The organism is Kitasatospora sp. NPDC088391 (genome assembly GCF_044753345.1).
In the GTDB taxonomy this organism is placed as follows: Bacteria; Actinomycetota; Actinomycetes; order Streptomycetales; family Streptomycetaceae; genus Kitasatospora.
This window is the reverse complement of record NZ_JBIVNB010000014.1, coordinates 13,363-38,651: the sequence shown is the minus strand read 5'-3', so window position 1 is coordinate 38,651 and position 25,289 is coordinate 13,363. Positions and strand designations below refer to the sequence as shown.

29 protein-coding genes are annotated in these 25,289 nt (G+C 76.2%); 17 read left to right on the top strand and 12 right to left on the bottom strand.

Annotated features, from left to right (window positions below):
- Window positions 1-43: 43 nt before the first annotated feature.
- Together ACIQBJ_RS31420 and ACIQBJ_RS31415 are read right to left on the bottom strand one after the other, a co-directional pair.
- The gene (locus ACIQBJ_RS31420; protein ID WP_400717404.1) at window positions 44-1,396 is read right to left on the bottom strand and encodes a histidine-type phosphatase; all 1,353 of its coding nucleotides are present in this window, start codon (window positions 1,394-1,396) and stop codon (window positions 44-46) included.
- 179 nt (window positions 1,397-1,575) lie between these two features.
- Window positions 1,576-2,640: a glycoside hydrolase domain-containing protein gene (locus tag ACIQBJ_RS31415; protein ID WP_400717401.1), complete on the bottom strand. Its 1,065-nt coding sequence runs from the start codon at window positions 2,638-2,640 to the stop codon at window positions 1,576-1,578.
- Window positions 2,641-2,892: 252 nt separating this feature from the next.
- On the opposite strand from ACIQBJ_RS31415, the gene ACIQBJ_RS31410 reads away from it, so the two are divergent.
- From ACIQBJ_RS31410 to ACIQBJ_RS31400, 3 genes are all read left to right on the top strand, one after another.
- Window positions 2,893-3,339: a BlaI/MecI/CopY family transcriptional regulator gene (locus ACIQBJ_RS31410; RefSeq protein ID WP_400717397.1), complete on the top strand. Its 447-nt coding sequence runs from the start codon at window positions 2,893-2,895 to the stop codon at window positions 3,337-3,339.
- Window positions 3,340-3,342: 3 nt separating this feature from the next.
- Window positions 3,343-4,284: a M56 family metallopeptidase gene (locus tag ACIQBJ_RS31405; RefSeq protein WP_400717395.1), complete on the top strand. Its 942-nt coding sequence runs from the start codon at window positions 3,343-3,345 to the stop codon at window positions 4,282-4,284.
- A gap of 128 nt (window positions 4,285-4,412) precedes the next feature.
- The gene (locus ACIQBJ_RS31400; RefSeq protein WP_400717392.1) at window positions 4,413-5,078 is read left to right on the top strand and encodes a transglycosylase SLT domain-containing protein; all 666 of its coding nucleotides are present in this window, start codon (window positions 4,413-4,415) and stop codon (window positions 5,076-5,078) included.
- A 7-nt stretch (window positions 5,079-5,085) separates the two neighbouring features.
- Here ACIQBJ_RS31400 and ACIQBJ_RS31395 read toward each other — a convergent pair whose 3' ends face one another.
- Window positions 5,086-6,108: a protein kinase family protein gene (locus tag ACIQBJ_RS31395; RefSeq protein WP_400717390.1), complete on the bottom strand. Its 1,023-nt coding sequence runs from the start codon at window positions 6,106-6,108 to the stop codon at window positions 5,086-5,088.
- A 98-nt stretch (window positions 6,109-6,206) separates the two neighbouring features.
- Here ACIQBJ_RS31395 and ACIQBJ_RS31390 point away from each other — a divergent pair, with 98 nt between their 5' ends.
- Together ACIQBJ_RS31390 and ACIQBJ_RS31385 are read left to right on the top strand one after the other, a co-directional pair.
- A complete protein-coding gene (locus tag ACIQBJ_RS31390; RefSeq protein WP_400717388.1) occupies window positions 6,207-6,785 on the top strand; it encodes an EF-hand domain-containing protein in 579 nt (192 codons plus the stop codon).
- 148 nt (window positions 6,786-6,933) lie between these two features.
- Window positions 6,934-7,671, top strand: a complete 738-nt coding sequence (locus tag ACIQBJ_RS31385) for a VIT family protein (protein ID WP_400717386.1) — start codon at window positions 6,934-6,936, stop codon at window positions 7,669-7,671.
- Between the two features lie 94 nt (window positions 7,672-7,765).
- Here ACIQBJ_RS31385 and ACIQBJ_RS31380 read toward each other — a convergent pair whose 3' ends face one another.
- Together ACIQBJ_RS31380 and ACIQBJ_RS31375 are read right to left on the bottom strand one after the other, a co-directional pair.
- The gene (locus ACIQBJ_RS31380) at window positions 7,766-8,863 is read right to left on the bottom strand and encodes a chemotaxis protein (protein WP_400717383.1); all 1,098 of its coding nucleotides are present in this window, start codon (window positions 8,861-8,863) and stop codon (window positions 7,766-7,768) included.
- 646 nt (window positions 8,864-9,509) lie between these two features.
- The gene (locus ACIQBJ_RS31375) at window positions 9,510-9,968 is read right to left on the bottom strand and encodes a DUF2809 domain-containing protein (RefSeq protein WP_400717381.1); all 459 of its coding nucleotides are present in this window, start codon (window positions 9,966-9,968) and stop codon (window positions 9,510-9,512) included.
- Between the two features lie 63 nt (window positions 9,969-10,031).
- Between ACIQBJ_RS31375 and ACIQBJ_RS31370 the strand changes: the two genes are divergently transcribed.
- The 4 genes from ACIQBJ_RS31370 to ACIQBJ_RS31355 all read left to right on the top strand — a co-directional run bounded on the left by ACIQBJ_RS31370 (window position 10,032) and on the right by ACIQBJ_RS31355 (window position 13,753).
- A complete protein-coding gene (locus tag ACIQBJ_RS31370) occupies window positions 10,032-10,568 on the top strand; it encodes a 2'-5' RNA ligase family protein (RefSeq protein ID WP_400717379.1) in 537 nt (178 codons plus the stop codon).
- A gap of 147 nt (window positions 10,569-10,715) precedes the next feature.
- Entirely contained in the window at window positions 10,716-12,296 is a 1,581-nt protein-coding gene (locus tag ACIQBJ_RS31365) for a hypothetical protein (RefSeq protein WP_400717377.1), read from the top strand.
- Window positions 12,297-12,374: 78 nt separating this feature from the next.
- Window positions 12,375-12,800, top strand: coding sequence for a dihydrofolate reductase family protein (locus ACIQBJ_RS31360; RefSeq protein WP_400717374.1), 426 nt, complete (start codon window positions 12,375-12,377; stop codon window positions 12,798-12,800).
- Window positions 12,801-12,976: 176 nt separating this feature from the next.
- On the top strand, window positions 12,977-13,753 hold the full coding sequence (locus ACIQBJ_RS31355; protein ID WP_400717372.1) for a methyltransferase domain-containing protein: 777 nt from the start codon (window positions 12,977-12,979) through the stop codon (window positions 13,751-13,753).
- Window positions 13,754-13,765: 12 nt separating this feature from the next.
- On the opposite strand, the gene ACIQBJ_RS31350 is transcribed toward ACIQBJ_RS31355, so the two are convergent.
- The 4 genes from ACIQBJ_RS31350 to ACIQBJ_RS31335 form a co-directional block, all read right to left on the bottom strand.
- The gene (locus ACIQBJ_RS31350) at window positions 13,766-14,146 is read right to left on the bottom strand and encodes a winged helix-turn-helix domain-containing protein (protein ID WP_400717370.1); all 381 of its coding nucleotides are present in this window, start codon (window positions 14,144-14,146) and stop codon (window positions 13,766-13,768) included.
- Entirely contained in the window at window positions 14,143-14,886 is a 744-nt protein-coding gene (locus tag ACIQBJ_RS31345) for a hypothetical protein (protein WP_400717368.1), read from the bottom strand. Before ACIQBJ_RS31345 ends, ACIQBJ_RS31350 begins: the two co-directional genes overlap by 4 nt.
- 75 nt (window positions 14,887-14,961) lie before the next feature.
- Window positions 14,962-15,306: a hypothetical protein gene (locus ACIQBJ_RS31340; protein ID WP_400717366.1), complete on the bottom strand. Its 345-nt coding sequence runs from the start codon at window positions 15,304-15,306 to the stop codon at window positions 14,962-14,964.
- Window positions 15,307-15,359: 53 nt separating this feature from the next.
- Complete coding sequence (locus tag ACIQBJ_RS31335; RefSeq protein WP_400717364.1) at window positions 15,360-15,761, bottom strand: pyridoxamine 5'-phosphate oxidase family protein; 402 nt, start codon at window positions 15,759-15,761, stop codon at window positions 15,360-15,362.
- A 174-nt stretch (window positions 15,762-15,935) separates the two neighbouring features.
- Between ACIQBJ_RS31335 and ACIQBJ_RS31330 the strand changes: the two genes are divergently transcribed.
- From ACIQBJ_RS31330 to ACIQBJ_RS31300, 7 genes are all read left to right on the top strand, one after another.
- A complete protein-coding gene (locus tag ACIQBJ_RS31330) occupies window positions 15,936-17,423 on the top strand; it encodes a DUF2252 domain-containing protein (RefSeq protein ID WP_400717362.1) in 1,488 nt (495 codons plus the stop codon).
- A gap of 145 nt (window positions 17,424-17,568) precedes the next feature.
- Window positions 17,569-18,741 carry a hypothetical protein gene (locus ACIQBJ_RS31325; protein WP_400717360.1) on the top strand — a complete coding sequence of 391 codons (1,173 nt, stop codon included), beginning with the start codon at window positions 17,569-17,571 and terminating at the stop codon, window positions 18,739-18,741.
- Window positions 18,742-18,804: 63 nt separating this feature from the next.
- Window positions 18,805-19,311, top strand: a complete 507-nt coding sequence (locus ACIQBJ_RS31320) for a GNAT family N-acetyltransferase (RefSeq protein WP_400717358.1) — start codon at window positions 18,805-18,807, stop codon at window positions 19,309-19,311.
- Window positions 19,312-19,452: 141 nt separating this feature from the next.
- On the top strand, window positions 19,453-20,250 hold the full coding sequence (locus ACIQBJ_RS31315) for an ATP-grasp domain-containing protein (protein WP_400717356.1): 798 nt from the start codon (window positions 19,453-19,455) through the stop codon (window positions 20,248-20,250).
- 108 nt (window positions 20,251-20,358) lie between these two features.
- Window positions 20,359-20,763: a RidA family protein gene (locus ACIQBJ_RS31310; RefSeq protein ID WP_400717353.1), complete on the top strand. Its 405-nt coding sequence runs from the start codon at window positions 20,359-20,361 to the stop codon at window positions 20,761-20,763.
- A gap of 160 nt (window positions 20,764-20,923) precedes the next feature.
- Window positions 20,924-22,135, top strand: coding sequence for a cytochrome P450 (locus tag ACIQBJ_RS31305; RefSeq protein WP_400717351.1), 1,212 nt, complete (start codon window positions 20,924-20,926; stop codon window positions 22,133-22,135).
- A complete protein-coding gene (locus ACIQBJ_RS31300) occupies window positions 22,132-22,368 on the top strand; it encodes a ferredoxin (RefSeq protein ID WP_400717349.1) in 237 nt (78 codons plus the stop codon). The genes ACIQBJ_RS31305 and ACIQBJ_RS31300 overlap by 4 nt, the downstream gene beginning before the upstream one ends.
- Window positions 22,369-22,388: 20 nt before the next feature.
- Here the strand turns inward: ACIQBJ_RS31300 and ACIQBJ_RS31295 are convergent, their stop codons facing one another.
- Window positions 22,389-22,889 (bottom strand): GNAT family N-acetyltransferase, encoded by a 501-nt coding sequence (locus ACIQBJ_RS31295; protein WP_400717347.1) that lies wholly within the window; start codon window positions 22,887-22,889, stop codon window positions 22,389-22,391.
- The gene (locus ACIQBJ_RS31290) at window positions 22,886-23,209 is read right to left on the bottom strand and encodes a hypothetical protein (RefSeq protein WP_400717345.1); all 324 of its coding nucleotides are present in this window, start codon (window positions 23,207-23,209) and stop codon (window positions 22,886-22,888) included. Before ACIQBJ_RS31290 ends, ACIQBJ_RS31295 begins: the two co-directional genes overlap by 4 nt.
- Window positions 23,210-23,499: 290 nt before the next feature.
- Between ACIQBJ_RS31290 and ACIQBJ_RS31285 the strand changes: the two genes are divergently transcribed.
- A complete protein-coding gene (locus ACIQBJ_RS31285; protein ID WP_400717343.1) occupies window positions 23,500-24,027 on the top strand; it encodes an SMI1/KNR4 family protein in 528 nt (175 codons plus the stop codon).
- A gap of 105 nt (window positions 24,028-24,132) precedes the next feature.
- On the opposite strand, the gene ACIQBJ_RS31280 is transcribed toward ACIQBJ_RS31285, so the two are convergent.
- A complete protein-coding gene (locus tag ACIQBJ_RS31280) occupies window positions 24,133-25,248 on the bottom strand; it encodes a sensor histidine kinase (protein ID WP_400717341.1) in 1,116 nt (371 codons plus the stop codon).
- Between the last annotated feature and the right edge of the window lie 41 nt (window positions 25,249-25,289).

Here is a 25,289-nt window from a genome sequence, read left to right as displayed (position 1 = left end):
GTCCGGGCGGGCACGGGGCCGGGGAAGAGGAAGGCGGGTCGCGTCAGCCGCGGCCGAAGCAGCGCTCCAGTTCCTTCAGGTCGTAGAAGGCGGAGTTCCTGGCGATCGGGCGGCAGCCGTCCTTGAAGGCGGTCTCCTTCTCGTTGTAGAACATCCGGACCAGGTAGGACGGGCGGCCCTTGCCGTCGCCGTCGGCGCGGTACAGGTCCCACTGGAGATTCGCGGCCATCGGGGAGACCTCGGCGCCGCGCCACGGGTTGTTCAGGTAGCTGTAGGGCTGGTCGGCGGCGGCCTGCCGGGTGCTGCCGGGGAGACCGAGCAGGGCGGCGAGCGGTTCGATCTCCTCGGCGTGGGTGAAGCGCAGCACCGCGCCGTCGGCGCTGGTGCCGGCGGCCTTGGCCTCGGCCCGGGCGAACAGGTCGTCGAGCAGGACGCCGGCCATCTTGTAGGTGATGGTGCGTCCGGCGAAGCCGGGGCCCTTCTGGTAGAACTCCTCGGCGTCGTCGAGGTAGGCGAACCACTGGGCGTCGCGCGGGGCGAGGAAGCGGTCGAGCGCGACGCCGGGGGCCTCGACGGAGAGGTCGGGGGCGGCGCTGAACAGGGCGTAGAGCGAGCGGGCGAAGGCGATCTGCTGCGCAGCGTCGAGGGTGTCGAGGAAGCCGCGGGTGAACAGGCGCTGCGCGGTGTGGCGGGCGGCCTCGGCGGTGCGCGGGTCGGCGTCGGTCCGGGCCAGGACGGCGGCCAGCTCGGGGTCGTGGGCCAGGTAGTCCTGGTAGTCGGCGTTCTGCGGCTGCTTGTGGAAGTAGAGCAGGTTCTTGTCGGTCTTCGGGGCCTCGATCAGTGCGGCCACGGCGGGCTTCCCGGCGGCCAGGCCCGCGGTGAAGGCGTTGGCGCTGGCGGTGGCGCGGGCGACGCCGGAGGTCTCGACGACGATGGGCTCGCCCTGGGCGGCGATGGTGTCGAACAGGCCGGGCAGGCGCTGCTCCATCCGCAGCGCGGTCTGCCGGTGCTCGTCGGCGCCGCGCGCGGAGAGGTTGCCGTAGCCGATGCCGTCGGCGGCGGCGAGCAGGGTGCGGACCTGCGGGGCGAGTTCGGCGCCGAGGCCGGTGAGCCCGCCCTGCTGCCGTGCCCGGTCGAGGACGGCGAGCACGGCGTCGCCGTCCTCGCTGTCGCTCATCGCGCGGGAGCCGTGCCGGGCGACGTTCTCGGTGAAGACGGCGGTGTAGCCCTTGGGGACCTGCTGGTAGTGCCGGGCGTCCTGCTGCGGGGCGTAGGGGGTCTTGGTGCCGCGGACGTCGCGCTGCGCGTGACCGGCGGCGTCGGCGGTGCCGGCCAGGCCGACGGTGGTGGCGAGGGCCGCCGCGAGGGCGGCGGCGAAGGCGGCGGAGCGGTTCACGGTGGGGAGCCTTTCGGAGCTGATTAACCGGTATATCTCCGGTCGACCGCCGCACCTTCCCAGCCTGTTCCGAACTCCTGCCGTCCCCTGTCGTAGCAGTTGGTGTCGCCCAGGTGAACGGAGGCCCCGGCGGGTTTCCCGGTCAACCGGACGGGCCCCCGCCGGGGTCCGACGGGGCGTCAGCCGACGACCGCGACCGGCGCGTCCCAGGCGTTGCGGTCGACGGTGAGGGCGGCGCCGCCGTAGCTCTCCTTCTGGTTGATCCGGTACTGGTGGGCCCGGCGGTGGCCGGTCCACAGCTCGGCGGCGAACGGGAAGCTGCCGGTGGTGTCGGCGGCGTCGTCGTAGCGGGCGTACCACAGGGCGTCGGGCAGGTCGGGGACGCCGCGTCCGGCGGCCTGCGCGATGCCGGCGGCGCTGGACGTGGCGAACCCGTAGAACCCGGCCCAGTAGCCGGAGTTGCGCACGGCGCGGTTCCAGTTCCGGGTGTACTCGAGGACGGCGGCGGCGCAGGCGGTGTCGGCGCTGTTGTACGCCTCGACGTCGAGGTAGAGCGTGCTGCCGGGGCGCATGCCGAGGGCGGCGGCCCGGGCGACGGCGTCGCCGCCGTCGGCGGTGCCGAGCGGCGCGGCGGTGTCGGCGGTGAGCTTCTCGGGGCTGCTGCCGGTCTGGCACGGGGGCTGGGCGCCGACGTAGAGCGGGACGAGCTTCCAGCCGCCGCCGTCGACGGCCCGGACCCAGTCGGCGGTGAGCTGGGGCTGGGCGCAGCCCCGGTTCTTGCCGCCGATGTAGACGGCCGCGGCGCCGTACGGGGAGGTGCCGCGCCAGGCGTTCATGGTGGCGAGCGACGGGGCGGTGCAGGTGTCGAAGGCCAGGCCGGTGAAGGTGACGGGCGCGCTGCCGGGCCTGGCGGCGGGTCCGGGAGCGGGCTTGGCCCCGGCGGTGGCGCCGCCGGGCGCGGACGCGGTGGGGCTGCCGGGGCGGGCGCTGGCGCTCGCGGAGGCGCTGCCGCTCGCGGAGGCGCTGGGCGAGGCGCTGCCGACGGGGCTCGGCCCGGCGGTCCCGGGGGCGTCGGAGGCGGCCGCGGTGGTCCCGGGGTCGGCGGGCCGGTCGGTGGCACGGGGCTGCCCGGCGGGGCCGCCGGCGGCGAGAGCGGCCGCGCCGCCCCCGATCACCAGCACGGCGGCGGCGGAGAGCAGGACGGCGCGGCGACGGGTGGTGGCGCGGGCGCGGCGGTGGGACACGTGCTCTCCGGGGGTGGTGACGCGAGTGGGTCCGCCCACCCTAGCGAGTCCATGATCACCACCACTCCGGGAGCCCCCGGCAGCGGACGGAAGGTCCGACGGCGGGGGGCCGGGCGTCGTGCGGCGGGAGGGGTGGCGGGCCCCGTTCCGGGTGGGCCGGAATCGGGCGGACGGGGGCTCGGTGGCAGGGCCTAGGATGGGTGGGCAACAGTCCGACGTCGGGCGCGGGCCGCGCCGGAGGGAGAGTCTCCGATGGAGTTGGCGGGCCGCGGCGAGGGTGAGCAGGGCGAGGACGGTGCGCGGCGCCGTCGTGGTCAGGGCGAGTTGGCGACCGAGGTGCTGTCGGTGCTGCACCGGGCGCCGGGGCCGGTGACGGCGTCCTGGGTGCAGGAGCAGGTGGGCGGCGACCTGGCGTACACCACGGTGATGACGATCCTGTCGCGGCTGCTGGCGAAGCAGGCGGTGGTGCGCAGCCGGGCCGGGCGGGCGTACGTGTGGTCGGCGGCGGCGGACGCGGCGGGCCTGACGGCGCGTCGGATGCGCCGGATGCTGGACACCGAGCCGGACCGGGACGCGGTGCTGGCCTCCTTCGTGACGGCGCTGACGCCGCAGGACGAGCGCCTGCTGCGTTCCCTGCTGAACCCGGAGCCGCCGGAGTCCGCGGAGCGGCCCGGGGGCGGCGGACGCGGCGGGCGCTGAGCGATGGGCTTCTTCGTCTTCCTCCCGCTGGTGCTGCCGTTGACGTCGCTGCCGATCGCGCGGCTGGCCGAGCACCACCTGCATCCGCGCAACGCGGTCCGGCTGCTGACCTGGATCGGCGTGACGATGGCGGTGTGCAGCACGCTGGCGCTGGGGCTGCTGTTCGTGGTGGGCACGGCGCAGATCCCGGGCAACCCGCTGCCGGACAGCTGGTCGGACCCGGAGATCCGCACGGCGGTGCCGTTCCACGAGGAGGTCGGCACGGCGGCGGTGGTGGGCCTGGTGACGGTGCTGACGGCGTGCTCGCGCTCGCTCCGCAGCCACCTGCGGGTCCGGGCCCGGGCGCAGCGGGTGCTGGCGCCGATGCCGTTGGACTCGGACCTGGTGGTGCTGCCGGACGAGGAGCCGTACGCGTACGCGGTGCCGGGCGTTCCGGGGGCGCCGGGGCGGATCGTGGTGTCGACCGCGATGATGGACAGCCTGGACGAGGACGAGCAGCGGGCGCTGCTGGCGCACGAGCGCTCGCACCTGGCGAACCGTCACCACCGGTTCCTGCTGGCGGCGCGGCTGGCGATCTGCGTGAACCCGTTCCTGCGGCCGTTGCAGCGGGCGGTGGGGTACGCGACGGAGCGGTGGGCGGACGAGGAGGCGGCGGGTTCGGTGGGCGACCGGCGGCTGACGGCGCGGGCGGTGGCCCGGGCGGCGCTGGTGACCAGGGGCGGCGGTCCGGCGCCCGCGTTCGCGGCCTTCGCGGCGCCGGGTCCGGTGCCGCGCCGGGTGACGGCGCTGCTGAGTCCGGCGCTGGGCGAGGCGTGGCCGCCGCCGGCCTCGCCGGCCGGTCTGGCGGCGATGGTGGCGGCGGCGGGGACGGCGGTGTCGGCGGTGTCGGCGCTGAACGCGGCGGTGGCGCTGCTGCTGCTGGTGAAGGCGGCGACGCCGTGGTGACGTCCGGCCCGGTGGGGTCGGGCCCGGTGGGGTCGGGCCCGGTCACCGGACCGGCTCCGGGTACGTAAGCTCGGCCCCAGGTGTCTGGAGGCGGCCGCCGTGCGGCCGCGAACGGAAGGAGGGGCCCGGTGGCCGAACGCACCGCGAAGTGGCCGTGGGCGGTACTGGTCGTGGCGGTCCTCGCCGTCTGGGGCTACGAGCGCGGCGGCGCGGACCCGGCTCCTCCGGCGGGCGCGGCCCCCTCGCCCGCCGCGACGGCCGCTCCGTCGGTCCCGGCCCCGTCCTCCTCCTCGCCGCGCACCGCCGCCGACTACGACCCGCCGCGTTTCGCCGCCGAGGTGCGGAAGTACGCGGCCGAGGCCGGGGTGGACCCGCAGTTGGTGATGGCGATCCTCTACAACGAGTCGTACAAGCCGCACGGCCCGGACGTGGAGCGGGCCTGGCAGAAGATGAAGCCGGACGCCTCCTTCGGGGTCGCCAACATGCACCGGGCCGCGTACGAGGAGTGCAGCAAGGGCCGCCCGTTCGCGGACCGGCCGTGGGAGGACCTGCCGGACGATCCGGCGCTGGCGGTGCGGGCGGCGTCCTGGCACCTGCACGACCTGGGGGCCCAGCTGCCCGCCAAGTGGGCGGGCCCGTACAACCGCAACGAGCTGATGGCGCTGGGCTACAACACCGGCGCGGGCAACATGCTGGCCTTCGCCCGGGGGGCCAACCCCGGGCCGGAGGCCCGGTCCTACCTGGACCGGCTGCACGACAACTGGGAGAAGTCCGCGAAGGCGCTGGGCTCCTGACGTCCCGTCAGGCCGTGAGGGTCGCGGCCAGCTCCTCGGCGGGGAACGGGGTCCGCCGGTCCGCGAGCAGGCGCTGCCGGAACTCCTCGAAGGCCAGCGTCGTCCGGGCGTGCCGGTCGAGCAGGCCCGCGGCGGTCGCGGTCATCGCCGCCCGGTCCGTCCCGGCCTCCCCGGCGACCCAGGCGCGCAGCAGGTCCGTCTGCTGCTGCCGGTCGGGCCGGTGTCCGGCCAGTTGGCGCCGGACCAGCTGGCCGAGCGCGTGGTAGCGGTCGTAGTCGCGGTGCCGCTCGAAGAACTCCCGTTCGGCCGGGGAGAGTTCGAAGTCCTCCCGGAGCATCAGGCCGAAGTCCGCGAAGCACACCGTTTCGCCGTCCGTCAGCAGGTTGCCGGAGTGCGCGTCGAAGTGCACGGTGCCGTGCGCGCGCAGGAAGGCCACGCCCCGGGTGATCTCCTGCTCCGCCCAGGCGTGCGGCGCGCCCCCGGCCCGGTCCGGGTGGCCGTCCAGCCAGTCGCCGAGGGTCTGCGGCCAGTGCTCCAGGAAGACCACCAGGCTGTGCTCGGCGCTCTCGATGGCCTCCAGGCGGCGGCGCACCGCGGCGTCCCCGCCCCAGTGCTCGACCGCCCGCTCCAGGCCGCCGGCCCAGTCCATCGCGCCGGTGGGCGGGGTGTCGGGCACCACCCGCCAGTGGTACATCAGCGGGAACCCCTCGTACGCGCGGGCCAGCACCCAGTCGGTGGTGGCCTCGTGCGCGGCCAGTTCCCGCCAGGCCCCGAAGCCCGCCGAGCCGATCCCGTACTGGTAGCAGCCGGGGAGGCCGAACACGTTGGCCGTCGAGCGCTCCCGCTCGGGCGCCGTCAGCGGCACCCGCTTGACGAACACCGGCGTGCCGCCGACCTCGACCGTCCCCGTCCGGCCGCCGAGCCCGGCCGTCCCGACCTCCGCCGCCACTTCCCCGACCTGCCGGTCGTCCAGCTCCGCCAGCCGCTGCCGCACCGTCCCGTACCGCGCCGTCCGCGCCCCGTGGTCCATGCCCAGGACCCTACGTCCTGCCGGGCCCCGGGGGAGCCGCTCCGGCGGGCGCCGCTATGATGACGCACCGTCAACTCCCGTCCACTGAGAGGCACCCGGTGTCCGACGACCTGCTCATCGCGAAGATCAGCCACGGCTTCGACCATCTCGACGCGGACGGGGACGGGCGGCTCACCGAGCGGGACCACGTGCTGATGGGGCAGTCGGTGGCGCGCTCGCTGGGGCATCCGGCCGGGTCGGCGGCGGAGGTCGCGATCGTCTCGGCGTACGTGACGATCTGGCGCGAGCTGCACCTGCCGAACCTGCCCGCCGGGGCGCAGGCGATGGGGCGGGCCGAGTTCCTGGAGTCCGGGGTCGCGCTCGCCGACGACCCGCGGACCGCGGAGGCCACCCTGGGCGCGCTGGCCCGGTCCTTCCTCGCGGTCGCGGACACCGACGGCGACGGCCGGATCGACGCCGAGGAGTTCTTCGCCTTCCAGCACGGGCACTTCCCCCAGCTGCGCCGCACCGACGCCGACACCGCCTTCGCGCACCTCGACCGCGACGGCGACGGCGCCCTCTCCGCCGAGGAGTTCGTCACCGCCCTGATCGAGTACTGGACCAGCCGCGACCCCGAGGCCCCGGGCAACTGGTGGACCGGCGACCCCCTCGGCGACCCGGCCCCGACCACCCTCTGACCCTCCGTCCGGCCCTCTCCCCCACCCTCTGCCCAACCCTCTGCCCCACCCTCCCTGCGCCCCGGCCGGCTGCCCGCCCGACGTCGGGGCGGAAACGCCGGGTCGGCGGTGCGCGGGTTGCGGGGGCCGGGCGGGCAGACTGGACGGCATGAGCGCTTCCGACCAGCAGGGGCCGCCGGTGCCGCCGGATCACGACGAGGCGCACGGGGGCGCGCTCGGGAGCCGGTTGAACTGGTTGCGGGCGGCGGTGCTGGGCGCGAACGACGGCGTGGTGTCGACGGCGGGCCTGGTGGTGGGCGTGGCGGGGGCGAACGCGAGCGCGACGGAACTGCTGACGGCCGGTCTGGCGGGCCTGCTGGCGGGGTCGTTGTCGATGGCGGCGGGCGAGTACGTGTCGGTGAGCACCCAGCGGGACGCGGAGCAGGCGGCGCTGGCGCAGGAGCGCCGGGAGCTGCGGGCGACGCCGGAGGCGGAGCTCGCGGAGCTGGCGGGCCTGTACGAGGCGAAGGGCCTGGACCCGGAGCTGGCGCACCGGGTGGCGGTGCAGTTGACGGCGCACGACGCGCTGGCCGCCCACGCGGAGACCGAACTGGGCATCGACCCGGACGGGTTGACCGATCCCTGGCACGCCGCGTGGGCGTCCTTCGCGGCGTTCACGGCGGGTGCGCTGCTGCCGCTGCTGGCGATCGTGCTGCCGCCGCCGGCCCACCGGATCTGGGTCACGGTGGCGGCGGTGCTGGCGGCGCTGGTGGCGACGGGTTGGGCGAGCGCCCGCCTGGGCGGCGCGGACCCGCGCCGGGCGGTGCTGCGCAACGTCCTGGGCGGCAGCGTCGCGATGGCGGTGACGTACGCGGTGGGCACGCTGCTCGGCGCCTCCACCGGCTGACGTCCCGGTCGGTCTCCCGGCGGATACTTGGCGGCACGTGGCGGGGCGCCCGGCGCGGTGCGGTCGCGGCGGGCGCCCCGGTGGCGCGGGCGGGTCAGTAGCGGAGGTCGGCGGCGATCCGTCCGGCGTCGGAGAGGGTGCCGTCGGGCACGAAGCTGACGTCGGCCCCGGTGTCGAGGGCGCGTTCGATGACCTCGTCGACGATGTCCTCGCGGGCGCCGTCCTGGTCGGCCTCGGCGGGGACGAGGTGGTCGCCGTCGTCGCGGACGGTGGTGCGGAAGTTCTCCTCCACCACCAGGCGGGCGATCCGGCCCTCGGCGGCGGTCTGCCAGACCTCGTCCAGGCCCGCCGCGAAGGCCTGTCGGCCGCGGGCCTTGTCGAGCTGGGCGAGGGCGGCGGTGATCTCCCGGTCGGCGTGCGCCCGCAGGGCGGGTTCGACCACCCGGCGGACCGCCTCGGCGTCGGCCTGGGCGAGGCCGCCGTGCGGGAGCTGCGCGGTGGTCGACCGGGCGATCGGGCCGACGGCGTCCAGCAGGGCGAGCGCGGGCGCGTCGCCGACCACGTACAGCGGGCGCGGGTCGGCGGCGAGCACCTGGCCGAGCGCGGTGTCGGCCTGCCGCAGGAAGGTCTTGGTCTCCTCGTCGCGGAAGGTGCTGGGGGTGTCGCCGATCCGCTCCTGCCGCTCCGGGTCCGGGTTGTCGTGCACCCGCACCAGCGGGAAGCCGTGCGTGCGCCGCTCGGCGACGCGCTCCTGGTCGCCGCCCCACAGGACCACCCGGTCGGCGGCCACCGCGAGCACCCAGTAGGGGCGCTCGGCGATCTGCGCGGACACCAGGTTGCGGGTCAGGAAGGTGTCGGACAGGACCACCCGGGCGGGGGCGGTGCGGCCGAGCGACCACACCTGGTGCTCGCCGGGCGCCACCAGGATCGCCAGCCCGTCCTCGGCGTGCACCAGGTCGACCTCCGCGAGCGCCTTGTCCAGCTGCTGCAGCACGTCGATCCGGTCCGCCCGGGAGACCTCCGGGTCGGCCTGGACCTTCTCCTTCGCCTCGGCCACCAGGTTCCGCAGCCGCACCGGGTCCTGGGCGTTCTCCGGCTCCCGCCGGTGCGTGGGCATCAGGATCGACACCGCCGGGTACGGCCGGGGCCGGCGCAGCTCGGCCAGCAGGGCGGGACTGAGAGGGGGGTGCATGGGAACCCTTTCCGAAGGCGCCTCGGCCTTCTGTGCGCGTACGCGCAAAGCCTGGTACTGCTCCCGAATGTCCCAAATGTAACGATTCCCCACCCGTCCCGCCGCACCTGACGCCCACCCACCGGCCGGACGGGCGGCCCCACGACCCGCGCGACCGCTGCAGTCGCTGCTCGATGACGCCGACTCAGCACACGGGACCACCGGCCCGGCTCGCGCAGCACAGCGCGAAGCGGACGACGGAAGCTCAGCGACGGTTCGCCGTCGTCGACTCAACACGCGGGACCACCGAACCAGCACAGCGGCCGCCCCTGTCCACAGCCGTCTTCCCCCAGCCCGCGCGGCAGCGACCCGATGGCGGCCGCCGGGCTCGCGCAGCGCAGCCGGCGACGGAAGCCCAGTGGCGGCTCGACGACACCTGCCCGGTCCGCTCAGCCACAGAACCCGCACCGCAGCCCTCCCTGCCCCCAGCCGTCCCCGTCCGGCCCGCGCGGCAGCAGCCCCTCGGCGGCCGCCCGACTCGCGCGGCGCAGCGGTCCGCACAGCCACAGAACCCGCACCGCAGCCCTCCCTGCCCTCAGCCGTCCCCGTCCGGCCCGCCCGGCAGCAGCCCGTCGGCGGCGGCCCGGCTCATGCGGCGCCGGGTGGGTCAGTGGTGGTTGCGGAGGCGGCGGAGGGCGAGGTGGGCGGTGGTGGTGGCGACGGCGCCGAGGAGGTAGCCGAGGAGGTCGGAGGGGTCGAAGGTGGTGCCGAGGGCCAGGCGGGCGAGGCGGCTGTGGGCGGCGAGGTCGGCGGGGATGCGGCTGATCTGGCAGAACTCGACGGCCCAGCTGGCGGCGAGCGCGGTGGCACCGGCCGTCCGGGGGCCGAGCCGGGGTGCGGCGGCCATCAGGAGGGTGTGCAGCAGCGCGGTGTAGAGCGCTCCGCCGAGCAGCGCGGCGAGCGCGGCCGGGGCCAGGGCGGGCGCCAGCAGCCCGAGCGCGACGACGACGGCGGCCGCCAGCAGCCACCCGGCCCGGGCCCGCCGTTCGGACGCGGCGGACACGGCGGGGGCAACGGGCGCGACGGGCTCGGCGGGCGACGGCGGGCGCGGTTCGGCGGTTCGCATCGGAACAGCCCATCACACGGGGCGGCGCGGTCCGCGCGGGGGGCGGGTTCTACCGTGGAGGGCATGCGGACCATCGAGTTGACCTGCGATCCGGCGCTGGACCGGGCGGTGCGGACGGTGTGGCGGCAGCTCGCCGACGGCGGGGTGGACTCGCTCGCGGACAATCCGCACCCCGCGCACCGTCCGCACCTGACGCTCGCGGTGTGCGCGGCGATCACCCCGGAGCAGCAGGCGGCGGTCACCGAACTCCTGGCGGGGGCGCTCCCGTTGGCGGTGCGGTTCACCGGTCTGCTGTCCTTCGGGGCGCGCAGTCGCCGCCGGGTGCTGGCCTGGGGCGTGGTGCCCGCGCCGGAGCTGGTCGACCTGCACCGGGAGGTGTGGCGGCGGCTGGCGGACGCGCCGGAGCCCGACCCGCGCCACCTGCCGGGGCGCTGGATGCCGCACCTGGGGCTGACCCGCCGGGTGGAGCCGGCCGGGCTGGCGCTGGCGCACGGCGTCCTGGGCCGGCACCCGGACCTGACCGGCGTCTTCGACGCGGCCCGCACCTTCGACTCCGCCACCCAGGTGACCGCCGCGCTGGCCCAGCAGCCCTCGAACTGACGGGCCGTCAGCCGGTCCGGTGTTCCGTTTATCCGTTGTCCATCGTGTCGCGCAAGGATGCGGGACGTGCTCCGGGGCTCCGCTTCCGACCGTCCTGCCCCGGTTGCCTCCTCTCCCGTGCCCGCGCAGCGACCCCGAAGGACCGCCTTGAACGAGCGTCTGACGCCCGCCCAGAAGCAGACCCTGGAGGCCATGGCCGTCCAGATCGACCGGATCGCCGGGCTGGCCTCCCCGGCGGCACTGGTCGCGACGGGGGTGCTGAACGGGGCGGCGCAGGGCAGTGCCGAGATGACGCGCTTCCACCGGCGCTTCCAGCAACTGGCCCCGGTGCTGCGGGGGTTGGGCACCAAGGCGGTGACGAGTTCCGAGCTGCCGCCGGGCGCGGGTGCGAACACCCAGATCGCCCCGGGGTCGGCCGGGAAGCTGCTGAACGTGCAGCTGACCGCCGAGTTGCTGGCGCCGCCCTCGTTCACGCTGACGGACCGGACGCTGACGCTGGTCCACGAGCTGTCGCACGCCGTGGAGGAGAAGGGCGGTTACCCCGTCAAGGACTACGCGTACCGCCGGGGCTGGGCCTGGAACCACCTGACGCCGGAGCTGTCCGCCGACAACGCGGACTCGTACGCGGAGGCGGCCGCGCAGCTCGGCGCGCAGGTGGAGAAGCGTCCGGGGACGTTCCAGGCGACCGGCCGGGTGCCGTCCCAGCGCGACGCCCTGGACCGGGTCCGGGAGGGCACCGACCTGGGGGCGGCGCTGGCCTGGGTGGACCTGGTGGTGAACCGGGCCTGGCTGCGCGGCCTCGACAGCGTGGGCATCACGGAGGAGTCGTTCATCGCGTTCAACTGGCCCGGGAAGCTGAAGGAGTGGCAGGCCGACCCGTACTGGGCGGGGCTGCTGCGCTACGAGGACGCGCTGCGGGACGCCGGGCTGATCCGCGGCCGGTACGGCACCGTGCAGGTCGGGCTGGAGGAGGCGGACGGCAAGCTCATCGGCAGGATCAGCAAGGCGCTGACCCTGCTGAAGCAGTCGCTGGACGACCTCCTGGTGCTCCCGGTGTCCGGCGGCCCGTCGACCGTCGTCTACTCCAGGGCCGCCCGGACGCTCACCGTCCCGCTGGAGGCGACCGGGAAGGGCGCCGTCGACCTGGGGCGGCAGATCCTGGCCGCGCTGATCGCCGGCCTGGTCCCGCCGACCGCGCCCGCGCCCGCGCCCGCCGTCACCACGACCACCACCACCACGACAACGACCACGACGACCACCGCGGCCACGGCCGGCACCTCGTACGTCGATCACCTGGAGGCGCTCGTCCACTGCCTGGTGGCGAACGACCGCGAGCCCGAACTGTCCGCGCTGGCACCCCTGTTCGCGGCGTTCGCGGCCCGCCGCGCGCCCCGGCCGACGGTCGCGCAGTGGACCGAGCTGGCCCTGGACCTGCGGCGGGCCGAACTGGCGGGCACGGCGGCGCTGTGGCAGGTCGTCGCCGCCGACGCCTTCCTGCTGGCCGAGCTCCCGGCGGAGCGGCGCGGCGCCCTGGCGACCCTGCACGAGTCGCTGAACGCCGACCTCGAACACGTGGTGGCGATCGGCCGGCTGGGCCTGAACACGCGGGAGGAGTTCCAGTCCCTGATCGCCGCCCAGGGGATGCTCGCCTCGGCCGTCGTCCACGTCCACCCGGAGCTGATGCCCCAGTACCAGGCGTTCCGCGAGCGGCTGACCCCGTTCGCGTAGCGCGGCCCGGCCTGCCGCGCCCGGCGGGGTGGGGACCGTAGGGTCGGGGGTCCACGGCGGAGAGAGCGGGGACTTCCGATGCGCAGGGTGACCTACTCGATGGGCCTCTCGCTGGACGGCTACGCGATGGGGCCGGACGGCGGCTTCGACTGGGCGGCCCCGGACGAGGAGGTGTTCCGCTTCCACATCGAGGAGGCGCGGGGCCTGGGCGTGCACCTGATGGGGCGTCGGCTGTACGAGACGATGCTGTACTGGGAGGAGCCGGGGGTCGCGGCGGACGCGGCGGAGCGGGAGTGGGCGGAGGTCTGGAACCCGCTGCCCAAGGTGGTCTTCTCCCGCACCCTGACCGAGGTCCGCGGCGGGGCGGCCCGGCTGGCCGCCGGCGGCCTGGCCGAGGAGATCGCCCGGCTCCGCGCCGAGCCCGGCGAGGGCGACATCGCCCTCCTGGAGACCCGCACCTTCACCTCCCGGGCCCTCCACCTCCGCTACCGCGTCACCCGCTGAGCCCCGGGTGCGCGACGGGCCGGGAGGGCGGGCGGGCAGAAGACGCGCATGTCCTCGGCCGGCGGCGGGGCAGGGCGCCCGGCTGCGCCGTTGCACCCCTGCCGACCCGGCGTGCGCCCCTTGTCGGGTGTGCGGGCGCTTCCCTCGGTGGGGCCGGGTTTGATTGACTGCGCGTCATGACCTCCCGTGTGTTCGAGACCGTGCCGCCAGATCCGATCGCCTACCTGGATCGGCTGGCCGTCTCCGAACTCGGCCGGGAGTACAAGGCGGCGATGCTGGCGGCGCTGACGGTCGGGGCCGGGCAGACGGTGGTCGATCTGGGGTGCGGGCCGGGCACCGATCTGGCGGCGCTGGCCGACGCGGTCGGCCCGGGCGGCACGGTGCTGGGTGTGGACCACGACCGGGAGGCCGTCGACGCCGCGGCGGAGCGCACCGCGCACCTGTTGCAGGTCTCGGTGCGGCTCGCCGACCTGCACGAGTTGCCGCTGGCGGACGCGAGTTGCGACCGGGCCCGCACCGACCGGGTGCTGCAGCACGTCGCGGACCCGGCGCTGGCGCTGCGCGAGGCCCGCCGGGTGCTGCGGCCGGGCGGCCTGCTGGTGCTGGGCGAGCCCGACTGGGGCACCCTGACGGTGGACCACCCGGACGCGGCACTGACCGCCGCGTACACCCGGTACGTCACCGACCACGCGGTGCGCAACGGCCGGATCGGCAGCCAACTGCCGCGGCTGGCCGCCGAGTCCGGGCTGGAGGTGGCGGGGGTGCGGCCGATCACGCCGGTCTTCCGCGAGGTCGGCGCCGCGGACCGGGTGCTGGGGTTGCAGCGGGTCACCCGGCGGGCGGTCGCGGCCGGCTACTTCTCCCCCGTCGACGCCGACCGGTGGCTCGCGCACCTGGCCGACGGCCCGTTCCTGGCGACCGTCACCTTCCACGTGGTCACCGCCCGCGCCTGATCGGCCGGGGCCTCAGGCCCCTCCGGCGTCCTCGATCTGCCGGATCAGGCGCTTGAGTTGGGCGACCTCGTCCCGCAGGGCCTGTGTCCCGGCCGGGGTGAGGGTGGCCCAGGTGCGGGGGCGGCGGCCCTCGTAGCCCTTCTCGACCGCGAGCAGGCCGGCCTTCTCCAGCACCGTGAGGTGCTGGCCGAGGTTGCCCGCGGTCAGGTCCAGGGTGCTGCGCAGCAGGCCGAACTCGGCGCGGCGGGCCTGGTGGACGACGGTCAGGATGCCGAGCCGGACGCGCTGGTGGACGACGTCGTCGAGCGCCTTGACGGGGTGCGGCCCGGTGTCCTCCACCGTGTCCGGTCCGGTGGCGTCCGCCGCGTCCGGTCCGGTCCCGGTGCGGCTCATCCGGCGGCCTGCGGGGTGCGGGCGCGGCGGGCGGCGAGGGCGAAGGCGGCGGCGCCGAGCAGCAGGTAGAGCGCGGCGGGGCCGAGGCGGTCGGCCGCGGACCAGGGGCCGGAGGCCACGCCCCACCAGCCGAAGGTGACGGGCAGCAGGTCGAGCGCGAGGTAGCCGGCGGTGAACAGCAGCAGGGCGCGGCTGCGTTCGATCCGGGCCAGCAGCAGCAGCGGGACGCCGATCGCGGCGGCCTCGCCGAGGAAGTGCTGGACCAGCAGCGTGCCGGGCGCGTTGGCCGCCAAGTGCCATCCCCACAGGTCGAGTTCGGCGCCCGGCCCGGCCTGCGAGGCGCCCCACCAGGTGGTCGCGGCGAGGGCGGCGACGGCCGCCGCCCCGGCCAGCGCGTAGGGGCGGACGGGGGTGTCGACGCCGCGCCGGCGGGCCCGGCGCAGGTACCACCAGGTGGTGGCGGCGTAGGCGAGCAGCAGCCCGGCCGTCCAGTAGGCGGGCGAGCCCTGCCGCATCAGCGTGCACGTCCCGCCGGGGGTGTCGGCCCCGGGTGGGCAGGGGACGTCCTGCTGCTGGAAGGTGAGCCGCCCCACCAGGATGCCGCCCGCGGTGAGCAGGCCGAACAGCAGCAGGGGTATCCAGGCGTCGCGCTGGAGGGCGCGCACCCGGCGGGTCAACTCGCCGAGGCCGGACAGGACTTCGCGCGGGGTGCCGTTCATCGGCACGGCAGAATCTGTCATGCAGTCAGCTTTGCATCACAGACCATTTTCGACAAGAGACCCGATGTGGAAGGGCGGGGTCCGGTCGCCGGGGGCTCAGCGGAGCAGGAGCCGGGCGATTTCGAGGGCCAGTACCTGGACCCCGGCGACGACGGCGAGCCCGGCGGTCCGCGACCGCCGGCTCCGCTCGCCCGGGCCGAAGCGCCAGAGCACGGCGCCGATCGAGAGCACGATCAGCGCCGGTCCGGCGACCAGCCCCGGCAGCGCGTTCGGCGCCACCGGGCCGTGCGCCGTCCGGGTGTTGATGTCCGCCAGGGTGGCGAGGGCGAGCACGAGCAGGCCGAAGCACCCGACCCCGGCAACCACGAGGACGGAGCAGCACGTCAACAGGACCGCCCACCACGGGTCGCGCCCCGGCTGCCGCTCCGTCTCCTCGTCCATCGCCTCCATGCTGCCCGGAACTCCGGCCCCGCACGCTCCCCGGGGCCGCCGGGTCAGGCGCGGCCCAGGGCGCGGTCGACGGCGATCTCGATCACCACGCGGGCGGGGTTCTCCCGGGGCTGGCGGTAGCGCTCGGTGTAGCGGCGGACGGCGTCGGCGACCGCGTCGGCGTCGGCGCGGATCACGGCCCGGCCCTCCAGGGTGGCCCAGCGGGCCCGGTCGACCTGGCAGAGCGCGACCCGCAGGCCGGTCCCGCCGGCGGCCAGCACGTTGCGGACCTTGCGGCTCTCCCCGCTGCTGATCACCCGGGCGGTGCGGGTCTCCGGGTCGTAGGTCGCGCCGACCGGGACGACGTGCGGGGTGCCGTCGGGGCGCAGCGTGGTGAGGGTGCAGATGTGGCGTTCCCGCCAGAAGTCGAGGTAGGCCGGGTCGAGGTGGTGGAGGTCGTGTGCCATGTTCCGCATCGTACGGGCGGGTGCGGTGCGCGCCGGGGCGGACCCGCTGGCGTCCCGGGTCGGGTCGGGCGGTAGCGTCACCGCTGGTGGGGGCGGTCCCCGCCGGGTGTCGTGCCGGGTGTCGCGGTGCGAGGGAGGAGTGCCGGGGTGTCGTCGGTCGGGACGTGGGGGGCCGTGGAGGACGCGGCGGAGGGCGCGGAACTGTCGTCGCGTTCCCGGGAGTTCGCGGTGGACGGGTTCGCGGGGGACGCGTCCGCGGTGCCGGCGCACCCGTCCGCGGCGCTGCTGGAGCTGGACCCGGCGAAGCTCCCGGAGGGGCCGAAGCAGCGCGGGAAGCTGCTGCGCGAGCGGGTGCCGCTGGACTGGCACGCGCGGCTGCTGCCCTCGGCCTCGCGCCCGGAGGTGGCGGCGGCGGTGGAGTCCGCGAACGCGGGGCGGCTGCCGCACCTGGTGCCGATCCGGGTGGGGCGGATGGCGGCCTCGCCGTTCGCGTTCCTGCGGGGTTCGGCCGGGCTGATGGCGCACGACCTGGCGACCACGCCGGTCAGCGGGATCGCCGCGCAGCTGTGCGGCGACGCGCACGCCGCCAACTTCGGCCTGTACGGCGACGCCCGGGGCCGGCTGGCGCTGGACCTGAACGACTTCGACGAGACGGTCTCGGGCCCCTGGGAGTGGGACCTGAAGCGGCTGGCGGCGAGCCTGGTGCTGGCCGGGCGGCAGGCGGGCGCGGACGAGCACGCCTGCCGGCAGGCGGCGTTCGACGCGGCGGCGACGTACCGGCGGACGGTGCGGCGGCTGGCGAAGCTCCCGGCGCTGGACGCCTGGAACGCCTGGGAGGCCATCGCGGACCACCAGTTGGTGGAGTTCGCGGGCGCGCACGAGCTGAACCAGGTGCTGACGGCGGTGTCGGAGAAGGCGCTGCGCAACACCGGCGCGAAGTTCGCGGCCCGCTCCACCGTCCGTACCGGGGACGGCGGTTGGCGTTTCGTGGCGGCGCCGCCGGTGCTCGGTGCGGTGACGGACCGTCAGGCCGAGCTGGTGGCGGGCTCGTTGGCGTCCTACCGGCACACCGTCCCGGCGGAGCTGCACCCGCTGCTGGCCCGGTTCCGGGTCCAGGACGTGGCGTTCCGGGTGGTGGGCACCGGCAGCGTCGGCACCCGCTCGTACGTGGTGCTGCTGACCGACCGGCGGGGCGGCCCGCTGGTGCTGCAGGTGAAGGAGGCCCGGCCGTCGGCGCTGCTGCCGCACCTGGTGCGGGCGGGCTTCCCCGTCCCGGCCGAGGGCGGGCACGAGGGACGCCGGGTGGTGCTCGGCCAGAAGCGCATGCAGGTGGTCTCCGACCCGCTGATGGGCTGGACGAGCGTGGCCGGACTCCCTTACCAGGTGCGGCAGTTCCGCAACCGCAAGGGCAGTGTCGACCCGGCGGCGCTGACGCCCTCCCAGCTCGACGACTACGGCCGGCTGACCGGCGCACTACTCGCCCGGGCGCACGCGCACACCGCCGACGCGGCGCTGATCGCGGGCTACTGCGGCAAGGACGACCGCCTGGACGACGCGGTCGCCCGTTTCGCGGTCTCCTACGCCGACCAGTCGGAGGCCGACCACGCCGCGCTGCTGGCGGCGGTCCGCAGCGGCCGGCTCCCGGCCGAGACGGCGGTCTGACGCCCCGTCGCCCTTCCCCGGCGTGTTGCGGTTCCGTCTCCGTTCGACCGCGGCCCGCCCGCGCCCGGACACGGTGTGTCACCTTGGGTGGGAACACCCCGGACGGCACGTCCGGGGACCGGGGGCGGTGGGGACGGGGGCGGCGATGGTGTCGAAGGACGGGACTTCCGGGGCGGACGGACCGGCGGGCGGGTCGGCGGACGGCCCGGCGGACGGACCGGTGAGCGGCCCGGCGGGCGGCCCGGCGGGCGGGTCGGTGGCCCTGCTGGTGGCGGCTCTGGTGCAGCCGAGCCGGGCCGAGGGCTGGCCGGGGCCGGAGCTGCTGGCGCGGGTGGTGCGGGAGTTGCACCGGCTGCCGCGCTGGCAGCACGCCCTGCTCGCGGCCGGGGCCGCGCCGCTGGACGTCGCGGCGCGGTCCGCGCTCACCGAGACGGTGACCGAACTGCTGGTCCTCGACCCGCTGCTGGCCGCGGCCCTGGCCGCGCCCGCACCCGCGCCCGCTCCCGTGCCCCCGCCGCCGGTCCTCCCGCCGCCGCCGACCGCTCCCCCCGTGCCCGCTCCCCCGTACGGGCCGCCGCAGTTCGGGCCGCCGCCGTCCGGGCCGCCGTCCGCCGCTCCGGCCTCGCCCGCCTCCCCGTTCGACGCTCCGCAGTTCGGGCCGCCGCAGTTCGGGCCGCCGCAGTTCGACGCGCCGCCGGTGCCCGAGCACCCCTTCGGGGCCGGGACGATCGTGCGGCGGCGGGGGCCGGGCCGGCGGGTGTGGCTCTCGGCGGGGGCGGTGCTGGTGGCGGGGGTGCTGATCGGGGCGGGGGTGTACGTCCTGGGCGGTTCGGACGCCCCGCAGCTGCCGGGGTCGGTGGAGGGCGACCGGCTCCGGGCGTCCTCGGAGCGCGGGGACTACCCGGACTGGTCGCGGGCGAGCGGACGGTTGGTCTCCGGCGGCATGGTCGACCCGCACGCCGCCCTGTACGGCTCGCTGCCGGACATCACTGCCAGCACCGAGTTCGGCGGGTCCGACCGGGAGGCCCGCTGGAACGTGGTGGTCGGGAAGCCCTCCCCCGCCTTCGAGCGCACGATCCAGGACAGCCTGGCGAAGTCCCACGGCGACCACGCCCCGCGCCGGGTGGCGACCTCGCTGCCGGGCACGCTGGTCTGCGACTCCTACGCCGCGGACCTGACGGAGAAGGAGCGTGCGGAGGAGTCGCTCACCTGCGTCTGGTACGACGCGGAGCACGCGATCGTGGTCGAGGGCACGGGCGTCCCGGAGGGCCTGCCCGCCGCCGTGCTGGTGCGGGTCCACGAGAACGTCGAGCGCTGAGCACTGACGGCCCGCCGACCGCCGGAGTTGACGTCCGTGCCCGGGGCCGGGCTGAATGGGGCCATGCGCGTGCGTGAGGTCCGGCCCGGGGAACTGCCCCTGCTCCAGGAGATCGAACGGGCGGCGGGGGCCGTCTTCCGCGAGGTCGGCATGGACTGGGTCGCGGACGACGAGCCGTTCTCGGTCGAGGAGTTGACGGCGTACCTGGGGGCCGGTCTGGCCTGGGTGGCGGTGGACGGCGCGGACCGCCCGGTCGGCTACCTGGTCGCCGAGCGGATCGACGGGGCGCTCCACGTCGAGCAGGTGTCCGTGCACCCGGACGCGGCCCGCCGGGGCGTCGGCCGGGCCATGATCGAGCACCTCGCGGACCTGGCCCGGGCCGAGGGCGTGCCCGCGCTGACCCTGACCACCTTCGCCGAGGTGCCCTGGAACGCCCCGTACTACCGGCGTTGCGGGTTCTCCGCCGTCCCGGAGGCCGAGCTGACCCCGGGGCTGCGCCTGGTCCGGGCCCGCGAGGCGGCGCACGGTCTCGACCGCCGGCCCCGCCTGGCGATGCGCCGCGACCTCTGACGCGCCCTCCGACGCGCCCCGACGCGCCCCGACGCGCCGCCCGACGCGCCGCCCGGTGCGACCCCCGTCACGACCTCCGGCGCACCGTCGGGTCCGGAAACCCCGTCGCCCGCGGCCCGGCGAAGGGGGATGATCGGCGGCATGACCACCGACACCGCCACCCTGCTGCTCGCGCCCCGGATCAACGAGACGGGCCTGCAGTTGCGCACCGCCGCGGGGCGGCGCGGGCTGCGGGCGTTCACGGCGCCGTCCTGGCGGGCCCCGGCGGAGCTGCTGGGCGGGGCGGTGCACCTGTACGGCGGGCCGCTGTTCGCGGACGCGGTCGGCGGGGTGTTCGGGCTGGGGCTGCTGGAGCCGGCCGCGGACTGGCTGGTGGCGCTGCCGCGCGAGCTGACCGGCCGCCGGGTGCGGTTCGGCACGCTCGCCGAGGCCCGGGCGCTGCGTTCGCCGGCGTTCGTGAAGGCCCCGGCGGACAAGCACTTCGCGGCCCGGGTGTACCGGGACGGCGCGGGGCTGCCCGGCCCGGAGCTGCTGGACGGGGACACGCCGGTGCTGGTGAGCGAGGTGGTGCGGTTCGCGTCCGAGTTCCGGCTGTTCGTGCTGGACGGCGCGGTGCGGGCGGTCTCCCGGTACGCGGTGGACGGCGACCTGGCGGTGGCCGGGCCGGGGGCGGAGGGGCCGGAGGTGCTGGCGTTCGCCGCCGAGGTGCTGGCGGCGGCCGCGGCCGTCGCCCCGCTGCCGAGCGCCGCGGTGGTGGACGTCGGCCGCACCGGGTCCGGCTGGGCGGTGGTGGAGGCCAACGCGGCCTGGGCGAGCGGCGGTTACGCCTGCGACCCGGACGCGGTGCTGGACGTGGTGCTGCGGGCGGGCGGGCCGCGCGACCGGCTCGGCGCCGCCGACCTGCCGTTCCTCCGCGAGCTGCCGGCCGTCGAGGGCTGACCCGGCGTCGAGGGCCGGCCCGCCGCCGAAGGCCAACCTGCTGCTGAAGGCCGACGCAGCGTCAAAACGGGGTGCGGCGCCCGGGCGCGGCGGGCGAGGATGGGGACCATGAGCAGCTCTCACCTCACCCACATCACCGAACCGCCGGGCGTCGCGCCGGGCACCGGCTACACCCAGGTGGTCACCGGCACGGGCCGGCTGGTCCAGGTCTCCGGGCAGGTCGCCTTCGACGAGGAGCGGAAGCTGGTCGGGCCCGGCGATCCGGAGGCGCAGGCCCGCCAGGTGTTCGAGAACCTGCGGCGCTGCCTGGCGGCGGCCGGCGCGGACTTCTCGGACGTCGTGAAGCTGACCGTCTTCGTCACCGACATCGCCTTCCTCCCGGCGGTCCGCAAGGCCCGGGACGCGTACGTGGACACCGCCCGGCCGCCGGCGAGTTCGGCGGTGCAGGTGGCGGCGCTGTTCCTGCCGGAGGTGCTGATCGAGGTCGAGGCCCTGGCGCTGGTCGCCGAGTAGCCCCGCCTTCGAACGAACATCCGCCCGGGGAACGGGTGTTGACGTGTCACGGGTGGCCGGTTTACGTCCTACTCGGGAGGGCGGTGGGCCGCATACCGTCGGGGGAGGGACCGCCGGTCGTCGGCGGTCCCGATCCGCGGGCCCCCTGCCAGGAGGACGGATGACCACCGACACGCCCACCGATGCCCCCGATTCGCCGCCGCTGGCGCCGCTGCACTGCATGCTGCGCGCCGAGCCCGGCCCGCCCCGGCTGGCCGCGCTGCCGACCGGGACGCCGGTGTGGGTGCTGACCAGGCACGCGGACGTCCGCCAGGCACTGGCCCACCCGGACCTCGGCCGGTCCTCGCTGTACGCGCCGGACGCGCCGCCGATCACCCTGACGCCGAACATCCTGGACGACCCGTCCTCGATCCTGAACAGCGACGGGCCGGACCACCAGGCGATCCGGCGCACCGTCCAGCGCGCTTTCACGCCACGTGCGATCGAGCGCTGGCGGCCGTGGGTGGACGCCGTGGTGCGGGAGCTGGTGGACGACCTGGCCGGCTCCGGTTCGCCCGCCGAGGTGATCGGGGCGCTCACCAAGCCGCTGCCGGTGCGGGTGATCAGCCGGCTGATGGAGCTGGAGGGGCTGGACGTCGAGCGGATCAGCTGGTGGAGCGACCACGCGCTGTCGACCACGGCCTACACCGCGGAGGAGATCGGGGCGGCGCTGCGCGAGTTCGGCGCGTTCGGGTACCAGCTGGTGCAGGCCCGGCGGAAGAACCCGGGCGAGGACCTGGTGAGTTCGCTGGTGCAGGCCGCCGACCAGACCGGCGGCATGACGGAGGCCCAGATCACCTCGCTCACCATCGGGTTGGTGATCGCCGGCCACGAGACCACCATGACCAGCTTCGGCAACGCCCTGGTGTACCTGCTCGACCCGCAGCGCGGCGCGGCCTGGCGGCGGATCGGCACGGACCTGGCGGCGGCCACGGCGGCGACCGAGCAGCTGCTGCGGACCATTCCGCTCGGCGACCGGACCAGCGGGCCGGGCGCGCTGCGCCGGGCCACCGCGGACCTGGAGATCGGCGGGGTGACCATCCCGGCGGGCGCGATCGTCGCGGCCGACATGATCACCGCCAACGCCGACCCGGAGGTCTACCCGCCGGGGCCGCTCGACCTGTTCGCGCCGCTGGGCACCCCGTCGCTGACCTTCGGCGCGGGCCCGCACCACTGCCTGGGCGCCTGGCTGGCCCGGATGGAGCTCGAACTCGGCCTGCACCACCTGGCCCGGGTGCTGCCGGGGCTGCGGCTGGCCGGCCCGGTCGAGGAGATCGAGTGGCGCACCGGCCTGGTCACCCGCAGCCCGCTGCGGCTGGAGGTGGCCTGGTGACGGACGCGCCCCGGCTGGTGGTGACGGTCGACCAGGTCCGCTGCATCGGCAGCGGCCTGTGCGCCCGCACCGCCCCGACCGACCTGCTGCTCGCCGCCAACGGCCGTGCCGCGCCCGCCCGTTCGGAGACCGGCCCGTCCGAGGAGCTGACCGAGGCCGCCGAGCTGTGCCCGGTCGAGGCGATCGCCGTCCGCGACGCCGCGACCGGCGCGCTGGTCGCCCCGGTCTGGTAGGGCCGACCGGCCCCGCTCGGCTACGGCGCCAGCTCCTTGCGCATCAGCACGCACACCGTCTCGTACCGCCGCAGCGTGCCGTCCTCGCCCTCGACGTCCCAGCCGTCGGGGGCGCGGCCGTACGCCCGGTAGCCGAGGCGTTCGTAGAGGGCGCGGGCGCGCGGGTTGTCCTCCTCGACGCCGAGTTCGGCGCGGGTGAGGCCGCGGGCGGTGATCCGCCGCTCGGCGGCGCGGACCAGCAGGGTGCCGATGCCGCAGGAGCGCAGCGCGGGGTGGACGCCGAGCTGCCAGAGCGTGCCGGCGCCGGGCGCGGGGGCGTAGTCCACTCCCCCGAGCGCGACGGGGTGCCCGGTCGGCGTGCACACCGCGAGGTAGTCGATCTCCCCGGCCTCGGCCCGGCGGACCTTCCCCGCCAGCTCCCGGACGTGCTTGGGCGAGCCGGCCCAGTCGCAGAACGGGACGTCCGCCAGGGTCAGGTCACGCACCGTCAGGGCCAGCCGGACCTCGGCCGTCCCGCTCACTCCTGCTCCCCCGCCCCGGAGTGCCGGAGCCGGAACGACGGGCCCTGGGCGGTCGGCGTCCAGCCCTGCGCCCGGGCGGCCCGGATGCCCGCGGCGACCTCGCGCGGCAGGACCAGCTCGGCGGGTACCGGGGAGGGCGGGTGGACCTGCGGGCGGCCGGTCTCCACCACCAGGGTCGTGCCGGGGGTGGCGGCGTCCTCCACCGCGTACCCGAGGGTGGTGGTGTCGTAGGCGCAGCACCAGTGCGGACTGCTGACCCGCCAGCGGTACTCGACACCGTCCACGACGATCCGTCGCGCGCCCTTCTTCGGCAGTGCCATGCCCCGTCCTCCCCGTGCTCCCCCGCGTTCCGCCCGTGCGCCGCCAGTCTCCTGCCGGAGGACGGGGGTTGTCACCGGGAATTCGGGCCGGGGAAGCGGGGTCGGTCCTCGACCGGGTCGGTCTCCCCCGTCGGTGCGCCGGACCAAGGCGCCCGCCTCGCGGATCTCCTCGGCCGGCTCCGCCCCTCCTGCTGGCGGGCGCTGTCGACGTCCCGCGCCCGCACCTGCTCCACCTGCCGCGCCGCGCCCGCCCGGACCGGGGTGTCGGCGCGGGGCCGTAGCCTGTGGGCATGCAGAGCGACGAGACGCGGGCGTTCCCCGCGGCCCTGGCGGCCGCGCTGGCCGACGAGTTCCCCTACCTGGACGGGGAGGGGATGGACCTGGAGGCGTTCGACGCCTTCCTGTCGGCGGCGGAGACCACCGACTGGCTCCGGTCCTGGACGGGCAACGAGGAGCTGACCGGCGACCTGTTCCGGGTCTTCGCCCAGGACGGGACGGGCGGGTACGCCGCGCTCTGGCTGGTGCGCGAGGGGCGGGAGTTGGCGGAGCAGCCGGTGGTGTTCCTCGGCTCGGAGGGCGAGACCGCCGTCGTCGCCCGGGACCTGCCCGACTTCCTCTGGCTGCTCGCGGCGGGCCTCGGCCCGGCCGAGCTCACCCTGGGCCTGCGCGACCCCGAGGACGTCCGCCCGGACGCCCCGCGCACCGCCGTCGCCGAACAGCACGCCCCGGACCGCCGCCGCCCGGCCGCCGAGATCCTCGCCGACGCGGCCCGCGAGTTCCCCGGCTTCCCGGAGACCGTCGAGGAGTGGTGCCGCTAGGCCCTCTCCTTCGGGTCTCGTCCGGGCGGGCGGGGCCAGGTGCCCCCGGTCGGCCGTTGCCGACCTGCCGCTCCGGGACGTGCTGTCGACCGGGCTGCGGTCCGATCAGGCCGCCAGCGGGAGGGCGGCCGACAGCACCGTGCCCTCGCCGGGCGCCGACTCCACGGTCAGCGTGCCGCCGAGCCGGGAGGCCCGGGTGCGGATGGCCGGCAGCCCGTGGCCCCGCACCCCGCCGTCCGGACGGACGGCGGTCGGGTCGAAGCCCCGGCCGTCGTCGGCGACGTCGAGGACCACTTGCTCGTCGAGGTAGGTCAGGGTGAGCACGGCGTTACGGGCGTCCGCGTGCTCCCGCACGTTCGCCAGCGCGCCCTGCGCGATCCGCAGCAGCGCCGACTGGACCCGCTCGGGCAGGGGGTGGGCCGGAACGCCCTCGATGTGGCAGCGGACCGTCAGCCCGGTGGCGGACTCCCGGCGGGCCAGGGTGCGCAGCGCCTCGTCCAGGCCGCCGCCCCCGGCAAGGTCCGCGGGGGCGAGATCGTGGACGAAGCGGCGGGCCTCGGTGAGGTTGTGGTCGGCGATCGCACCGGCCGCGCGCACGTGCCGGTGGGCCGTCTCCGGGTCCGAGCGCCAGGTGCGGTCGGCGGCCTGGAGCAGCATCCGCTGGCTGGACAGGCCCTGCGCGAGGGTGTCGTGGATCTCCATGGAGAGTCGCTGCCGCTCGGCGAGGGTGCCCTCGCGGCGCTCGGTCGCGGCGAGTTCGCGCCGGGTGCGGACCAGGTCCGCGACCAGTTCGCGCTGCCGCGCGGTCTGCTGGTCCATGCGGACGAAGACGGCGACGCAGATCGCGGCGACGGCGGGCGGGGCGAGCAGGACGTCGAACTCGAAACGGCCGGCCAGCCGCAGCTGCGCGGTGACCGACACCACCGTGAACAGGCCGATGCAGCAGGCCGCGGCCGGCGGGCGCAGATTGCGCAGCGCCAGGTAGAAGAGGGGGATCGAGCACCAGGCGAAGCTCGGGGCGAGGAACACGACCGCGATCCAGACCGCCGAGCAGGCCCCCAGCCAGAGGTACCGGCGGGTGCGGTCGGTGGCGGGCGCCGGCTCGGCCGCGTACAGCACCGCCAGGACGGCGGCGAGCGCGACCACCCAGGGCGCGGTCCCGCCGGTGTGCCGCATCAGGAAGCGGGCCAGCGAGGAGCCGAGCAGCAGGAGGAAACCCACGCGGAGCAGGGTCCGGAACCAGCGGGCCTCGTCGTCCGGCG

What these genes read in the sequence shown, in the direction of transcription:
- ACIQBJ_RS31315 (WP_400717356.1), top strand. Translation starts at nt 19,453, where the DNA reads ATGACCACCGACACCGCCACCCTGCTGCTCGCGCCCCGGATCAACGAG.
- ACIQBJ_RS31345 (WP_400717368.1), bottom strand. Translation starts at nt 14,886, where the DNA reads ATGACAGATTCTGCCGTGCCGATGAACGGCACCCCGCGCGAAGTCCTG.
- ACIQBJ_RS31310 (WP_400717353.1), top strand. Translation starts at nt 20,359, where the DNA reads ATGAGCAGCTCTCACCTCACCCACATCACCGAACCGCCGGGCGTCGCG.
- ACIQBJ_RS31290 (WP_400717345.1), bottom strand. Translation starts at nt 23,209, where the DNA reads ATGGCACTGCCGAAGAAGGGCGCGCGACGGATCGTCGTGGACGGTGTC.
- ACIQBJ_RS31335 (WP_400717364.1), bottom strand. Translation starts at nt 15,761, where the DNA reads ATGGCACACGACCTCCACCACCTCGACCCGGCCTACCTCGACTTCTGG.
- ACIQBJ_RS31305 (WP_400717351.1), top strand. Translation starts at nt 20,924, where the DNA reads ATGACCACCGACACGCCCACCGATGCCCCCGATTCGCCGCCGCTGGCG.
- ACIQBJ_RS31350 (WP_400717370.1), bottom strand. Translation starts at nt 14,146, where the DNA reads ATGAGCCGCACCGGGACCGGACCGGACGCGGCGGACGCCACCGGACCG.
- ACIQBJ_RS31410 (WP_400717397.1), top strand. Translation starts at nt 2,893, where the DNA reads ATGGAGTTGGCGGGCCGCGGCGAGGGTGAGCAGGGCGAGGACGGTGCG.
- ACIQBJ_RS31375 (WP_400717381.1), bottom strand. Translation starts at nt 9,968, where the DNA reads ATGCGAACCGCCGAACCGCGCCCGCCGTCGCCCGCCGAGCCCGTCGCG.
- ACIQBJ_RS31360 (WP_400717374.1), top strand. Translation starts at nt 12,375, where the DNA reads ATGCGCAGGGTGACCTACTCGATGGGCCTCTCGCTGGACGGCTACGCG.
- ACIQBJ_RS31340 (WP_400717366.1), bottom strand. Translation starts at nt 15,306, where the DNA reads ATGGACGAGGAGACGGAGCGGCAGCCGGGGCGCGACCCGTGGTGGGCG.
- ACIQBJ_RS31385 (WP_400717386.1), top strand. Translation starts at nt 6,934, where the DNA reads ATGAGCGCTTCCGACCAGCAGGGGCCGCCGGTGCCGCCGGATCACGAC.
- ACIQBJ_RS31320 (WP_400717358.1), top strand. Translation starts at nt 18,805, where the DNA reads ATGCGCGTGCGTGAGGTCCGGCCCGGGGAACTGCCCCTGCTCCAGGAG.
- ACIQBJ_RS31355 (WP_400717372.1), top strand. Translation starts at nt 12,977, where the DNA reads ATGACCTCCCGTGTGTTCGAGACCGTGCCGCCAGATCCGATCGCCTAC.
- ACIQBJ_RS31405 (WP_400717395.1), top strand. Translation starts at nt 3,343, where the DNA reads ATGGGCTTCTTCGTCTTCCTCCCGCTGGTGCTGCCGTTGACGTCGCTG.
- ACIQBJ_RS31325 (WP_400717360.1), top strand. Translation starts at nt 17,569, where the DNA reads ATGGTGTCGAAGGACGGGACTTCCGGGGCGGACGGACCGGCGGGCGGG.
- ACIQBJ_RS31380 (WP_400717383.1), bottom strand. Translation starts at nt 8,863, where the DNA reads ATGCACCCCCCTCTCAGTCCCGCCCTGCTGGCCGAGCTGCGCCGGCCC.
- ACIQBJ_RS31370 (WP_400717379.1), top strand. Translation starts at nt 10,032, where the DNA reads ATGCGGACCATCGAGTTGACCTGCGATCCGGCGCTGGACCGGGCGGTG.
- ACIQBJ_RS31395 (WP_400717390.1), bottom strand. Translation starts at nt 6,108, where the DNA reads ATGGACCACGGGGCGCGGACGGCGCGGTACGGGACGGTGCGGCAGCGG.
- ACIQBJ_RS31285 (WP_400717343.1), top strand. Translation starts at nt 23,500, where the DNA reads ATGCAGAGCGACGAGACGCGGGCGTTCCCCGCGGCCCTGGCGGCCGCG.